Here is a 14533-nt window from a genome sequence, read left to right as displayed (position 1 = left end):
CGATCTAAGTCTGAGATAAAGATTGGGTCTTGCCGGACGCGACAGATCGGTCTGAGATGGCGACGAAACTCGTCTCTGCGAAGGGGCAGATCCGTGTCTCGATTACTGGCCCTGTCCACGGCCGTCATCCTCGGCCTCGGTACCTCCCTCGTCGCCCTGGAAGCCCAGGCCACGATAGACCCGTTACCAGCCCGCGACAGGATCGAGCTCTACCAGCTTGAGAGCACTCCCGGCACCGGCCAGGCGCTCAGGGAGAAGGGCTTCGACGTCGTTCAACAGGACACGCGGGGCGGCAGGGAACACGTCGAGGTGACCGCCGCCCAGACCGGCCTCGACGGCCTGCGCAAGCTCGGCTACCAGCCGGAGCCGGTACGCAACCCGCAGGGCCAGAGCCAGTTGGAGGCGGCCAAGGCGCAGGCCGCCGGCGGCTACACCGTCTGGAGGTCCTACTCCGAGCCCGGCGGGATCGCCGACCAGCTCAGGGCCATCGCCAACGCGAACAAGGACCTCGTGAAGATCGAGTCCCTCGGCAGGACCCTGAAGGGCCAGGACATCCTCGCCGTCAAGGTCAGCGCGCTGGCCAGGGTGCTGCCCGACGGCGTCAAGCCGGCGACCCTGTACTCGGCGACGCAGCACGCCCGCGAGTGGATCTCCACCGAGGTCGACATGCGGCTGCTGAAGTACGTGATCGCCAACAGATCCTCGCTCAGAGACCTGCTGAACAGGACCGAGCTCTGGTTCGTGCCGGTCGCCAACCCCGACGGCTACGACTTCACCTTCACCGAGGGCAACCGCCTGTGGCGCAAGAACCTGCGCGACAACAACGGCGACGGGCAGATCACCACCGGCGACGGCGTCGACCCGAACCGGAACTACGCCACCAACTTCCACTACGACGAGGAGGGCTCCTCGTCGATCCCGAGCAGCGAGACCTACCGCGGCACGGGGCCCGCCAGCGAGCCCGAGACCAGGGCGCTCGACGGGCTGCTCCGGCGGATCAGGTTCAAGGGCCAGGTGAACTACCACTCCTTCGGCCCGCTGCTGCTCTATCCGATGGGCTGGCAGATCGCCACCAAGACCGCGGACAACCCGATCTACGAGGCCATCTCCGGTAACGACGCCAACCCGGCCATCCCGGGCTTCGACCCCGACCTGGGCGCCGAGCTGTACACGACCAACGGCGAGACCACCGACCACGCGCACAGCACGTACGGCACCCTGGCCTGGACGCCCGAGCTCGACGAGGGCTGCGACGGCTGCGGATTCGTCTTCCCCGACGACGAGGCGCTGGTGCAGGCGGAGTTCGCGAAGAACATCCCGTTCGCCATGGACGTGGCCAAGTCGGCCACCAACTGGTCCGAGCCGGTCAACCACCTCGGCAACGCGACGGCCGACTTCGTGCTCGACCCGTTCGAGGTCAGCTACGGCAGGGACCAGGTGGTCCAGGTGGACGCCAAGCGCAAGCTCGGCCCGGTCCTCCTGAACTACCAGGTCAACGGCGGCAGGACCAGGACCGTGCCGACCGGCGAATGGCGGGGCGGCGAGCGCTACGGCAAGGGCTACAACACCTACTACCACTGGCTGCGCGGCAAGATCACCGGAACCCGGCCGGGAGACAAGGTCAAGGTCTGGTTCAGCTCGATCGGCAGGAAGAGCGGGGACTTCACCTACCAGGTCGCCGGCGACATCGGCGGCAAGGTGCTGGTGCTGGCCACCGAGGACGTCACGGGCCTCAGCCCTGTCCAGGGCGTGACCGAGGCCAAGTACGCCGACGACTACGTCAAGGCGCTCGACGAGGCCGGTTACAGCTCCGACGTCTACGACATGGACACGATGGGCCGCAAGGCTCCCCACCCGCTCGGCGTCCTCAGCCACTACAAGGCGGTGGTCTGGGAGACGGGCGACGACATCATCCCCCGATCGGCCGGCCAGGTGCCCGGCACCACCTCCAAGGGCGGCGTCGACACCGAACTGGCCGTGCGCGACTACCTGAACGAGGGCGGCAAGCTCGTGCACGCGGGCAAGTACCCGTCGTACGCGGCCAACAACAACGGCGCGTACTACTACCAGCCCGACCAACCGGCCCAGCCCGAGTGCGCGGATCCCGACGACCCGCCGTGCATCCAGGTGTTCAACGACTTCCAGCAGTACTGGCTGGGCGCGTACGTCTTCTTCGACGACTCGGGCACCGACCCGGCCACGGGCGTCCCGTACGCGCTCGACGGCGCGGGCGGCCGCTTCCGGGGCTTCCACGGCACGCTGGAGCCGAGCCACACCAACTCGTTCGTGGCGACGTCGGCGATCCTGCCGGCCGCCCAGTTCCCGCGGTTCGCCAGCTCCGCCCCCGTCAAGTGGGCCCGGCCCGGCGGGCCGTTCGACCCGCACACCGGTTCCTGGGACGTCTACAGCGGCATCGCCGACGTCTCCTGGAAGCGGCTGACCAAGACCGTCGACCTGACCGGCAGGACCAGCGGCGACCTGTCGTTCTGGACCTCCTACGACACCGAGGCCGGCTGGGACTTCTTCACGGTCGAGGCGCACACCGTGGGCGGGGACGACTGGACCACGCTGCCGGACGTCAACGGTCACACCACGCAGAGCACGGGCAGCAGCTGCGACCCGCCCGGCGGCGGCGAGGGCTGGCGCGCGATCCATCCGTTCACCCAGCGCTACCAGGGACCGGGCTGCGAGCCGACCGGCACCTCCGGCTCGTGGAACGCGGCCACGGGCAACTCGGCCGGCTGGCAGCAGTGGAAGGTCGATCTGACCCCGTACGCGGGCAAGCAGGTGGAGCTGTCGCTCTCGTACGTCAGCGACTGGGGCACCCAGGGCGCGGGCGTCTTCCTCGACGACTTCACCGTCACGCTGAACGGCGCGACGGCGGAGCAGACCTCGTTCGAGTCCGACCTGGGCGACTGGACCGTGGCGCCGCCGCCGGCCGGCAGCCCACCCTCGATCAACAACTGGGCCCGTACGGACCAGGTGTTCGAGGAGGGCGGCGGCATCACCACCGAGGACACCGTCTACCTCGGGTTCGGCGTCGAGAGCCTGACGACCCAGGCCATGCGCACGGACCTGGTCAAGCGGTCCATGCGGCACCTGCTCGGCTGATCCGCCGGAGGGGCCCGGCATGCGAGTACGCGTGCCGGGCCCCTCTTGCGCGCGTGGACAGAACATGGTTCGGTCAGCTTGAGGCGTCCGTAGGCAAGCAAGCATTCGGTCAAGCAGGAGGCTCACGACATGCGCCAGCACGACACGCTGTTCATCGGGGGCGAATGGGTGGCCCCGGCGGGGACCGGCACCATCGAGGTCATCTCCCCCCACACCGAAGAGGTCGTCGGCCGCGTGCCCGACGGCACCGCCGAGGACATGGAACGCGCGGTGGCCGCGGCGCGGCAGGCGTTCGACCACGGCCCGTGGCCGCGCATGACGTTCGCCGAGCGGGCCGAGGTGATCGGCAGGCTGGCCGAGATCTACGCCGCCCGGCAGGGCGAGATGGCCGCGCTTATCACGGAGGAGATGGGCTCGCCGATCACCTTCTCCAACCTGGCGCAGGCGCCGCAGCCCCTCGGCATGCTGCAGTACTACGCCGACTACGGCAAGACGTTCGCCCAGGAGGAGCAGCGGCCCGGCCTGTTCGGGCCGACGACCGTGCGGCGGGAGCCGGTGGGCGTGGTCGCGGCCATAGTGCCGTGGAACGTGCCGCAGTTCGTCGCGATGACCAAGATCGCGCCCGCGCTGCTGGCCGGGTGCGCGATCGTGCTCAAGCCCGCGCCCGAGACGCCGCTCGACGCGTACCTGCTGGCCGAGATGGTCATCGAGGCCGGGATCCCGGCCGGAGTCCTCAACATCGTGCCCGCGGGCCGCGAGGCCGGCGAGCACCTGGTCTCCCACCCGGGCGTGGACAAGGTGGCCTTCACCGGCTCGACCGCCGCGGGCCGCCGCATCGCCGCCATCTGCGGCGAGCAGCTCAAGCGGGTCAGCCTGGAGCTCGGCGGCAAGTCCGCGGCGATCATCCTCGACGACGCGGACCTGCCGGGCAGCATGGGCATGCTGGCGATCGCCTCGCTGATGAACAACGGCCAGGCGTGCGTCGCCCAGACCCGCATCCTGGCCTCCCGCAGCCGCTACGACGAGGTCGTGGACGCGGTCGCGAACATGGTCACCTCCCAGCCCGTCGGCGACCCCGCCGACCCCGGCACCGGCATCGGCCCGCTGGTCGCCAAGCGGCAGCAGGACCGCGTCGAGGGCTACATCAAGGCCGGCATGGACGAGGGCGCCAAGGTCGTCGTCGGCGGAATGGACCGGCCGATGGACCACGGCTGGTACGTCGCCCCGACCGTCTTCGCGGGCGTCACCAACGACATGCGCATCGCCCGCGAGGAGATCTTCGGCCCGGTGCTCGCGGTGATCCCGTACGAGGACGAGGCGGACGCGATCCGCATCGCCAACGACAGCGACTACGGCCTGGCCGGCACCGTCTGGACCGCCGACACCGACCACGGCATGGAGGTGGCCCGCCAGGTCCGCGCCGGCACCTACGGCGTCAACTGCTTCATGCTGGAGTCGAACGCGCCCTTCGGCGGCTACAAGGCCAGCGGCGTGGGCCGCGAACTCGGCCCCGAGGGCCTCAGCAGCTACCTGGAGTACAAGTCGATCGCCCGCCTGGGCTGAAGAGCGAGGGCTCCGGTACGACGTACCGGAGCCCCACTCCGCAGGATGTACACCCAGCGCGCCCCCGCAACGCTAGGTGCGAAACCCGCTACTCCACGAAGTATGTCCCATGGTCACCGCCTCGACGGTTTCCTTCCCCAAGGACTTTCTCCCGGCGGATTTCTTCCATCCGCCCTAGATAGACGTCCATTACTCAGAAAAGGTTCGAGCCGATCCACTTTCCGATGCGACGGATGAGTTCCGGCCCGGCGGCGGACTCCGCGTGGCCGTACCCCTGCTCGATCCAGAGCCTCTTGGGCTCGCGCGCTCCCTCGTAGAGCTGGTACGCGTGATCCAGCGGAAAGAACGTGTCGGCGTCGCCGTGGACGATCAGCAGCGGCGTCGGGGAGATCAGCGCGGCGGCCTCGTGGGGCGGCACCGGGATCGGCTCCCACCGGCCGCGGGCGATCCTGGTGCGCTTGGCCATCCTGGCAGCCCATCTGCCGATCGGCTGCTCGATGGCCCAGTGCACCTGGCGCATCGGCTTGGTGCCTCGGTAGTACCAGCGGGCCGGGCCGCTCACCGACACCACCGCGTCGACGCCGCCGATCAGTCCGGCATGCCGTACGGCCACGGCGGCGCCCATGGAGAAGCCGACCACGGCGATCTTGGGGTAGCCGATCACCCGCGCGTGCCGTACGGCGGCCTCGACGTCGAGGATCTCCTTGTCGCCCACGGTGGACTCGCCACCGGACCGCCCGTGCCCGCGGAAGTCGAACGCGATCACGCCGCCATAGTTGCTCAGCACGTGCACGATGCGCCTCGTGGCATGGTCGCGCCACCCGCCGGTGAATCCGTGCGCCACCACGATGCCGAGGCCGGAGCGGGTGGAGGGCGTGTGCGCGGCGTCTATGCGGACGCCGTCCTCGGTGCGGAGCATGACCGGGAAGTTCGGGGCGAGCGGCATGCTTCCGAGCTTATGGTCACCGGTTGTCGAGGCCGTGTTCGGCTGCCCAGACCGCGATCTGGGCGCGCGAGCTGAAGCCGAGCTTCTCCATGATGTTGGCGACGTGCCTGGCGACCGTCGCGGGGCTGATCACCAGCTGCGCCGCGACGGCCCGGTTGCTCAGGCCCTCGGTGAGCAGCCCGGCGATCTCCCGCTCGCGCACCGTCAGCGTCGCGTTGCGCAGCTCGCGGATGGCCGGGCCCGACAAGGACACGAACAGCGAGGCGGGCAGGGAAGGGGTTGGGAAGGCGGGCTCGTGGACGTCGGCGGCGTCGGACGCCCGCCCATCGCACGCCCGCCCATCGCACGCCCGCCCATCGCACGCCCGGCCATCGCACGCCCGGCCATCGGACGTCCGGTCGAGGATCCGCCGGGCCACCGCGCCCGGTTCCTGTTCGGTGCCGCTCGCCCAGAGCAGCGCCACGCGCCCCTCACCGAGCTTGTCGCGGGCCAGCGAGAGCAGCTCCTGGGTGCGGGCCGGGCCGTCGTGCTGGCCGATCGACTCGCGCAGCGCGCTCGCCGCCGCGGCGGCGAGGACCGCCCCGTCGAGATCGCCCTCGGCCTGCGCCAGGACGGACAGGGCGACCAGCGCACGGACGACGCCGCTGCGCCGGCCGGTCTGCCTGCTCAGCACCAGACTGGCGGCCAGACTGCGCCGGGCGGCGGGGAAGTCGTGCAGCCGGGCCGCCACCCTGCCGACCTTGGCCTGGCAGCGGGCCAGCTCGACCCGGTTGTCGAGCTCCTCCAGGATGGGCAGCGCCGCCGCGTGGTGCCGCATGGCGGCCTCCAGGTCGCCCCGCGCCTCGGCCACCGCGCCCAGATGGGTCAGGGCCCTGGCGAGGGTCCAGTGGTGGCCGGCCTCCATGGCCAGGGCCAGCGCCTCCTCACCGAACCGCTGAGCCTGGCGCGGCTGCCCCTGGAACAGCGCCAGGTTGAGCCGGGCGATGCGGGCGGTCGTCAGGTTGAACAGGTCGTCGTGCCCGGCCGCCGCCGCTTCGAGCTCGCGCAGGTAGCGCAGCGCCCTGTCGCTCTGGCCGGTGCGGAAGAAGACGGCCAGGGCCACGCCATAGGTGACGCCGAGCCAGTGCGTGTAGGGGTGCCGCTTCTGCTCCTCGATGCTCTCCTCGATGAGCCCGGCGGCCCGGTCCAGCTCGTCGCGGGTTTCCAGCCCGAAGGCGAGGCCGCCCTTGGCCACGCCGATCAGGTCGGCGGGCACGTCGGACAGGTCGAGACCGAGCAGCCGCTCGTACCAGCCGACGCTCTCCCTCAGGTCGCCGCGTACCGCGAGGATGGCCAGCGCCGCGCGGGCCAGTCGCAGCCCCAGCTCGGCGCTGCCGGACTCGGCGGCCCAGTCGATCGCCGCCCGGCAGTCGTCGAGGAGCGTGCGGCCCCTGGCGAAGTGCACGGCGCGGGCCGGCCACGACAGCCGGCGGTGGAGCGAACCGGCCTCGTAACAGCGCTCCATCTCGGCGCAGATCACCCGGAGGTGGCCGCCGCGCAGCCGCGCCTCCTCACCGGCCTCGCGCAGCCGCTCGGCGGCGTAGTGCCTGATGGTGTCCAGCAGGTGGTAGCGGCCGCCGTCGCCGTGGTGGAGCACCAGCGACTTGTCGACCAGGCCGCTGAGCACGTCGAGCACCTCGCCGCCGCGCAGGAGGCCGCCGTCGGCGCACACCTGCTCGGCCAGGTCGAGGTCGAAGCGCCCGGCGAACACCGACAGCCTGCGCAACAGCACGCGTTCCTTGTGGTCGAGCAGGTCATGGCTCCACTCGACCGTGGCCAGCAGCGTGCGCTGACGGGCATGGGCGGTGCGGTCGCCGGTGGTCAGGAGCCGGAAGCGGTCGCCGATCCGGTCGGCGATCCGGCCGGGGCTGAGCAGGCTGCTGCGGGCCGCGGCCAGCTCCAGCGCCAGCGGCAGCCCGTCGAGCGCCCGGCACAGCCGGATGACGTCGGGCATGCTGTCGGTCACCGCGCGGGCTCCGGCCGCGGCCGCCCGCTCGACGAAGAACAGCACGGACTCGGCGTCGGGATGACACTCGTCGGGCAGGTCGAGCGGCGGCACCCGCCAGATCAGCTCACCGGGGATGCGCAGCGGCTCGCGGCTGGTGAGCAGGAATCGCAGCTCGGGGCAGTCGGCGATCAGGCCGGCGACCAGCTCGGCGCACGGTTCGACGAGGTGCTCGCAGTTGTCGAGGAGGAGCAGCGTCCTGGTGCCGCGCAGCCGGACCCGGAGGCCGTCGAGCAGCCGCTCGGAGCCTTCCTCCCGGACGCCGAGCACGTCGGCCATCTCCTTCACGATCAGCTCGGGGTCGCTGACGCGGGCGAGCTGGACCAGCCACACGCCGTCGGTGAAGCCGGGCAGCGCCGTGGCCGCGACCCGCAGCGACAGGCGGGTCTTGCCGATGCCGCCCACTCCGCTGAGCGTGACCACGCGCTCACCGCGGACCAGCGCGCTCAGCTCGGCCACGTCGCGTGCCCGTCCGACGAAACGGTTCGGTTCGGCGGGGAGGTTGTGCTGGACTTGCGCAGTCATGAGGTAGGTCCAAGTGTTGGCGGGGGGATCACACTCCCTCACAGTCTCCCTTGGTTCGCCACCTGGCGCGATCACTTTCCGTACACAGTTCGCGACTGACCGGATATGAGTGAAGATCCGCGACGCTCACCACCATGCGGACCCAGGACTCTTTCGCCGCGTCCATCGCCTGAGGCAGGTCGGAGATCATCAGCCGGGCCCGGCTGGCGACGATCCGATCTCGCAGCCGGCCCGCGTCGAGCTCCGGCGGGATCGGCCAGACGATCGCGCCGGCGGCTATCACCGCGTCGGTCGCCACGAGCAGATCGGGACCGACGGTCAGGCAGATGAGCACCGTGTCGCCCGCGCGCACGCCCCGGCGGCGCAGCTGGACGGTCGCGGCGGCCGACCTCTCGTCCAGCTGCCCCTCAGTGAGACACAGACCGGTGCCAGAGTCCACCATCACGATGCGCTCCTCCATGCCGCCCACGCTATGGAGGGCATCTCGTGCACACATGGGGCGGAATATGCAGATCGCTATGCAGAACCGCGGGGCTGTTCGGCGGCCCACACCGCGATCTGAGCGCGCGAGGTGTAGCCGAGCTTCTCCATGATGTTGGCGATGTGCCTGGCCACGGTGGCGGGGCTGATGACCAGTTCCTCGGCGATGGCCCGGTTGGACAGGCCCCTGGTCAGCAGGGCCGCGATCTCCTGCTCGCGGGCGGTCAGCAGCGAGTGCCTGACGGGCTCGGCCACCACGGGACCCGCCTGGACCGGCCGTTCGCCCGCGAGGACCTGGCGGGCGGCGTCGTCGGGACTCATCGTCCTGCCCCGCGACCAGAGCGCCGCGGTACGGCTTTCGCCGAGCTTGCCGCGGGCACGGGTGAGCAGCTCCTCGATGCGGCTCGTCGCGGAGAGCTGGCCCATCGACTCGCGGAGCGCGGTGGCCGAGGCGGCGGCCAGCACCGAGCTCTCCAGGTCGCCTTCGGCCTCCGCCAGCACCGACAGGCCCACGAGGCAGCGGGCCACGCCCTGGCGCTGCCCGGTCAGTCTGCTCAGTGACAGGCTCGCGGCCAGCCGTTCCCTGGCCACCCCGAACTCGTGCAGCAGCGCCGCGACCCGGCCGATCCTGGCCAGGCAGCGGGCCAGCTCGATGGTGCCGTTGAGCTCCTCCAGCCACGGGACCGCCAGTTCGTACTGGGCCAGCGCCTTCACCAGGTCGCCGCGTGCCTCGGCGACCGCGCCGAGCTGCGTCGCGGTCCTGGCCAGCAGCCAGCGGTGCCCGTGCTGGCGCGCCTTGGCCAGGGCCTCCTCACCGTGGCACTGGGCCTCGCGCAACCGGCCGCGGGTGAGCGCCACCGCCGACAGCCCGGCCAGCCCGGCCGCCTGGTTCCACTGGTCGCCGGAGGCGGTGGCCACGGCCAGGCCGGTCTCGGCGTGGTGCAGGGCCTCGTCGGACAGGCCCATGCGCAGCAGCACCACGACGATCAGGCTGTGCATGACGCAGGTGGGGAAGACGTTGTCGTCGCCCAGGCCCGCCAGGCTGGCCCTGGCGCACTCCAGTGAGCGGGCCAGCTCGTCGCGGCCCTCCAGCCCATAGGCGAGGTACGCCTGGGCGTGCGCGATCTGCTCGTCGGACACCTGAGTCAGGTCGAGTGCCAGCAGGCGCTCGACCCAGCCGACGATCTCGGCCGGGTTGGCGCTGCTGACCGGGAGCAGGCTGGTGCTGTACGCGCACAGGCGCAGGCCCAGCGGCGCGTTGCCGGACGCGATCGCCCAGTCGAGCGCGGCCCGCTGGTCGTCGACCAGGCTCCGGCTGGCGGTCAGCGCGGCCAGCCGCACCGGCCACGGCAGGTCGGGCTCGACCATCTCCGTGCCGAAGTGGCGCAGCTGCAGCTCGCACAGCACCTCCAGGTGCCGGTCGCGCAGCACCTCGCGCTCGGCCGCCTCCGCCAGCCGTTCGGCCGCGTAGTGCTTGATGGTCTCCAGCAGCCGGTAGCGCCGGCGTTCCTCGTCGCACAGCACGAGGGACTTGTCGACCAGAGCGCCGAGCAGGTCGACGATCTCGGCCTCGGAGATGGGCCGGTCGGCGCAGATCTGCTCGGCGAGTTCGAGGTCGAAGGACCCGGTGAACACCGACAATCTGCGCAGGAGCACCTGCTCCTTGGCCGACAGCAGGTCGTAGCTCCATTCGACCGCGGCCAGCAGCGTGCGCTGCCGGGGCGGAGCCGTGCGGCCGCCGGTGGTGAGCAGGGAGAAGCGGCCGTCGATCCGGTCGACGATCTGCCCGGGGCTGAGCAGGCTGGTGCGGGCCGCGGCAAGCTCCAGCGCGAGCGGCAGCCCGTCGAGCGCCCGGCACAGCCGTACGACGTCTCCCCGGCTCGCCTGGCTCAGCTTGGTGCCCGCGGCGGCGGCGCGGTCGACGAAGAGCAGCACGGACTCGGCGTCGGGATGCCGCTCGTCGGGCAGGTCGAGCGGCGGCACCCGCCAGACCAGCTCGCTGGCGATGCGCAGCGGCTCGCGGCTGGTGGCCAGGATGCCGAGACCCCGGCACGCCGCGACGAGCTCGGCGGCCACTTCCGCGCACTGGTCGATCAGGTGCTCGCAGTTGTCGAGCAGCAGCAGGGCGTGCGTGTCGCGCAGCCGGGCCGTCACCGTGTCGAGCAGCGGGCGGGTGCCCTCTTCGTGGATGCCGAGGGCGTGGCCGATCTCCTGAAGGATCAGCTCGCCCCGGGTGAGCCTGGCCAGCTCGACCAGCCACACGCCGCCCGGATAGGAGGGCACCAGCCGGGTGGCGACCCGCAGGGCCAGCCGGGTCTTGCCGATGCCGCCGACCCCGCACAGGGTGACCACGCGGGTCTCGCCCAGCAGCCCGCACAGGTCGTCGACGTCGCGTTCGCGACCCACGAACCTGTTGGGCTCGGCTGGAAGATTGTGCCTGGGGGGCTCGGACATTGTGGTCACCCTGCGTCGCGGAAGGATCACACTCTCCCACAGTGTCGCAGATTTCACCGGGTGAGCGAGCTGACGACGGCCCTTTCGTCCACAACCCGCAACGTTGGATCACCGAGCAGGCGCCTGACCACCTCGTTCGGCGCGACCACAAGGGTGGCCTCGTGCTCGTGGGCGAGCACGCGGCAGCCGATCAGGCTCGGCTCGTGCGCGATGATCACGTGGGCGCCCGACATCAGCGCCAGGTCGAGCACCCGCAGTCCTTTGAGCGGATCGCTGACCGCCGCGAGCACGACGTCGTCCTGCCTGACCAGCACCCGCGACGACAGCTTGCGCAGGTCCGACGCCAGCTCGTCGTGGTCGTAGACGTGTTCGCCGTCGACGCTCAGCGCGGGGCCGGCCAGCGGGCCGAACTCGACCGTACGCTCGCCCAGCAGGTCGCCGAACGACAGCTCCCCCGGCGTCGGCTCGAAGGTGAAGACCTTCTGCACGTCCACCGCGAGCGGGTCGTAGTCGCGCTGGGCGATCATCATGCGCGCCGTGCCGGTGGCTCCGAGCACCGCCACCCCGCCGGACCAGGCGACCGAGTGGACGGCGACGGCGAACCCCGCACCGAGCGGCATGTCGACGATCACGCGGTCGCCGTAGCGGAGACCGTGGCGGCGCAGCCCCGCCGCCGCGTGCGTGACCTTCCGCGCGAACGCGGAGTACGACAGCACCTCTCCGGTTCTGACGTCGCTCACCGCAGGCTGCTCGCCCTGTACGGGAGAGGCGCCCAGCACCAGCTCTGTCCAGGTCATGCCGCCAATGTAGGCATCCGGGCGCACAGGGACATGCGCAGAATTGTGCAACCCGCTATGTACGTACGGCGCCCGGGAGAACCGCCCATAGTCTTGATCCATGCGGGACGACTCCACCGAGGCGACCTCCACGGAGCGCATCCTCGACGCGGCCTACGCGCGGATGCTGGAGCACGGCCTGCGCCGCCTGACCGTCGACGACGTGGCCAGGCAGGCGGGCCTGTCGCGGATCACCGTCTACCGCCGCTTCTCCCGCAAGAGCGACCTCATCCAGGGCGTGATCCTGCGCGAGCTCGCCCGGTTCCTGCGCGCGTTCGAGCAGGCGGTCGGGCCGCTGCCGACCATGGCCGACCGGGTGACGGAGGGGTTCGCGGTCACCCTGCGCCTGGTGCGCGGGCATCCGCTGCTGAGCAGGCTGCTGGCGACCGAGCCGGAGCTGATCCTGCCGCACCTCACGCTGGAGGCGGGCGCCTATCTCGCGGTCGCCAGGGAGTATCTCGCCGCCCACCTCGACACCCCGGACGCGGAGGCGGTGGCCGAGATGTTCATCCGCATCGCGCTGTCGTTCGTGCTCACTCCGGACAGCGCGATACCGCTGGACAGCGACGACGAAACCCGTGCATATGCCAGGCGTCACCTCGTCCCGCTCCTGCCATCAGAGGGGATCAACTAGACTTATAACGCCGCGACTTCGCGCGGTCGCCCCCACGATCACAGAGCGAGACGTCATCATGCCTTTGAACAGCCGCGACGACCTGCGGAACATCGCGATCATCGCGCACGTCGACCATGGCAAGACCACGCTGGTCGACGCCATGCTCTGGCAGTCCGGGGCGTTCCGCGCCAACCAGGACGTCGACGACCGCGTCATGGACTCCAACGACCTAGAGCGCGAGAAGGGCATCACCATTCTCGCCAAGAACACCGCCGTAAGTCACGGCGGCATGACCATCAACATCATCGACACTCCGGGCCACGCCGACTTCGGCGGCGAGGTGGAGCGCGGTCTGTCGATGGTCGACGGTGTCGTGCTGCTGGTCGACGCGTCGGAGGGGCCGCTGCCGCAGACCCGCTTCGTGCTGCGCAAGGCGTTCGGCGCCAAGATGCCGGTCATCCTCTGCATCAACAAGGTCGACCGGCCCGACTCGCGCATCAAGGAGGTCGTGGACGAGGTCTACGAGCTCTTCATGGACCTCGACGCGACCGAGGAGCAGATCGACTTCCCGATCATCTACGCCTCGGCCAAGGCGGGGCGCGCCTCCATGAACCGTCCCGAGGACGGCGGCCTGCCCGATGCCGAGGACCTGGAGCCGCTCTTCGACATCATCAAGTCGACGATCCCGGCGCCCACCTACGACCCCAACGCCCCGCTGCAGGCCCACGTCACCAACCTCGACGCCTCCTCCTACCTGGGTCGCATCGCGCTCTGCCGGATCCACCAGGGCGTGCTGCGCAAGGGCCAGCAGGTGGCCTGGTGCCGTACCGACGGCACGATCCAGCGGGTCAAGATCACCGAGCTGCTCATGACCGAGGCCCTGGAGCGCAAGCCGGCCGAGGAGGCGGGTCCCGGCGACATCATCGCGATCGCCGGCATCCCCGAGATCATGATCGGCGAGACGCTGGCCGACCCCGAGGACCCGCGCCCGCTGCCCCTCATCACGGTCGACGAGCCGGCCATCTCGATGACCATCGGCACCAACACCTCGCCGCTGGTCGGCAAGTCCAAGGGCTCCAAGGTCACCGCCCGCATGGTCAAGGACCGGCTGGAGAAGGAGCTCGTCGGCAACGTGTCGCTGCGCGTGCTCCCCACCGACCGGCCCGACTCCTGGGAGGTGCAGGGCCGCGGCGAGCTGGCGCTGGCCATCCTGGTCGAGCAGATGCGCCGCGAGGGCTACGAGCTGACCGTCGGCAAGCCGCAGGTGGTCACCAAGACCATCGACGGCAAGGTGCACGAGCCGGTCGAGCGCCTCACGGTCGACTGCCCGGAAGAATACCTGGGCGCGATCACGCAGCTCCTCGCCGTCCGCAAGGGCCGCATGGAGCACATGACCAACCACGGCACCGGCTGGATCCGGATGGAGTTCGTGGTGCCGGCGCGCGGCCTGATCGGCTTCCGCACCGAGTTCCTCACCGAGACGCGCGGCACCGGCCTGGTGCACCACGTCTTCGACTCCTACGAGCCGTGGTTCGGCGAGCTGCGCACCCGCAACAACGGCTCCCTGGTGGCCGACCGCTCCGGTCCCGTGACCGCCTTCGCCATGCTCAACCTCCAGGAGCGGGGCACGCTGTTCGTGTCCCCGACCACCGAGGTCTACGAGGGCATGATCATCGGCGAGAACTCCCGGTCCGACGACATGGACGTCAACATCACCAAGGAGAAGAAGCTCACCAACATGCGCTCCTCCACGAGCGAGGAGACCGAGAAGGTGATCCCGCCGCGCAACCTGTCCCTGGAGCAGGCCCTCGAGTTCATCCGCGAGGACGAGTGCGTGGAGATCACCCCGGACCACGTACGCATCCGCAAGGTGGTTCTCGACGCCTCCGCGCGTGGGCGGACCGCCGCTCGCGCCAAGCGCGCCTGATGGGTTAAAAGTCAGGTGTGACCACACCGTG

9 protein-coding genes are annotated in these 14533 nt (G+C 70.5%); 4 read left to right on the top strand and 5 right to left on the bottom strand.

Going from position 1 to position 14533, the window contains the following annotated elements:
* Positions 1-93 precede the first annotated feature (93 nt).
* Both ACGFNP_RS41525 and ACGFNP_RS41520 read left to right on the top strand, forming a co-directional pair.
* On the top strand, positions 94-3111 hold the full coding sequence (locus ACGFNP_RS41525; protein ID WP_393328253.1) for a M14 family zinc carboxypeptidase: 3018 nt from the start codon (positions 94-96) through the stop codon (positions 3109-3111).
* Positions 3112-3240: 129 nt separating this feature from the next.
* Entirely contained in the window at positions 3241-4674 is a 1434-nt protein-coding gene (locus ACGFNP_RS41520; RefSeq protein WP_393328250.1) for an aldehyde dehydrogenase, read from the top strand.
* 193 nt (positions 4675-4867) lie between these two features.
* Here the strand turns inward: ACGFNP_RS41520 and ACGFNP_RS41515 are convergent, their stop codons facing one another.
* From ACGFNP_RS41515 to ACGFNP_RS41495, 5 genes are read right to left on the bottom strand one after another with little or no spacing between them, the layout of a single operon-like run.
* On the bottom strand, positions 4868-5620 hold the full coding sequence (locus tag ACGFNP_RS41515; RefSeq protein ID WP_393328247.1) for an alpha/beta hydrolase: 753 nt from the start codon (positions 5618-5620) through the stop codon (positions 4868-4870).
* A 16-nt stretch (positions 5621-5636) separates the two neighbouring features.
* Positions 5637-8189 carry a LuxR C-terminal-related transcriptional regulator gene (locus ACGFNP_RS41510; protein ID WP_393328245.1) on the bottom strand — a complete coding sequence of 851 codons (2553 nt, stop codon included), beginning with the start codon at positions 8187-8189 and terminating at the stop codon, positions 5637-5639.
* 28 nt (positions 8190-8217) lie between these two features.
* Positions 8218-8649 carry an AMP-binding protein gene (locus ACGFNP_RS41505; protein WP_358323057.1) on the bottom strand — a complete coding sequence of 144 codons (432 nt, stop codon included), beginning with the start codon at positions 8647-8649 and terminating at the stop codon, positions 8218-8220.
* A 56-nt stretch (positions 8650-8705) separates the two neighbouring features.
* Positions 8706-11123, bottom strand: coding sequence for a LuxR C-terminal-related transcriptional regulator (locus ACGFNP_RS41500; protein ID WP_393328243.1), 2418 nt, complete (start codon positions 11121-11123; stop codon positions 8706-8708).
* 53 nt (positions 11124-11176) lie between these two features.
* Entirely contained in the window at positions 11177-11920 is a 744-nt protein-coding gene (locus tag ACGFNP_RS41495) for an AMP-binding protein (RefSeq protein WP_358323063.1), read from the bottom strand.
* Between the two features lie 100 nt (positions 11921-12020).
* Between ACGFNP_RS41495 and ACGFNP_RS41490 the strand changes: the two genes are divergently transcribed.
* Together ACGFNP_RS41490 and typA are read left to right on the top strand one after the other, a co-directional pair.
* Entirely contained in the window at positions 12021-12593 is a 573-nt protein-coding gene (locus ACGFNP_RS41490) for a TetR/AcrR family transcriptional regulator (protein ID WP_358323065.1), read from the top strand.
* Between the two features lie 58 nt (positions 12594-12651).
* A complete protein-coding gene (typA, locus tag ACGFNP_RS41485) occupies positions 12652-14502 on the top strand; it encodes a translational GTPase TypA (RefSeq protein WP_358323068.1) in 1851 nt (616 codons plus the stop codon).
* The last annotated feature ends 31 nt before the right edge of the window (positions 14503-14533 follow it).

This window comes from Nonomuraea sp. NPDC049269 (assembly GCF_043197155.1).
GTDB lineage: Bacteria > Actinomycetota > Actinomycetes > Streptosporangiales > Streptosporangiaceae > Nonomuraea.
The sequence above is the reverse complement of the archived record's forward strand: the minus strand, read 5'-3'. Positions and strand labels throughout refer to the sequence as shown.

Bases quoted from the DNA above. Each gene is read 5' to 3' on its own strand.
- ACGFNP_RS41520 (WP_393328250.1), top strand. From the start codon at position 3,241: ATGCGCCAGCACGACACGCTGTTCATCGGGGGCGAATGGGTGGCCCCG.
- ACGFNP_RS41515 (WP_393328247.1), bottom strand. From the start codon at position 5,620: ATGCCGCTCGCCCCGAACTTCCCGGTCATGCTCCGCACCGAGGACGGC.
- ACGFNP_RS41510 (WP_393328245.1), bottom strand. From the start codon at position 8,189: ATGACTGCGCAAGTCCAGCACAACCTCCCCGCCGAACCGAACCGTTTC.
- ACGFNP_RS41505 (WP_358323057.1), bottom strand. From the start codon at position 8,649: ATGGAGGAGCGCATCGTGATGGTGGACTCTGGCACCGGTCTGTGTCTC.
- ACGFNP_RS41500 (WP_393328243.1), bottom strand. From the start codon at position 11,123: ATGTCCGAGCCCCCCAGGCACAATCTTCCAGCCGAGCCCAACAGGTTC.
- ACGFNP_RS41495 (WP_358323063.1), bottom strand. From the start codon at position 11,920: ATGACCTGGACAGAGCTGGTGCTGGGCGCCTCTCCCGTACAGGGCGAG.
- ACGFNP_RS41490 (WP_358323065.1), top strand. From the start codon at position 12,021: ATGCGGGACGACTCCACCGAGGCGACCTCCACGGAGCGCATCCTCGAC.
- typA (WP_358323068.1), top strand. From the start codon at position 12,652: ATGCCTTTGAACAGCCGCGACGACCTGCGGAACATCGCGATCATCGCG.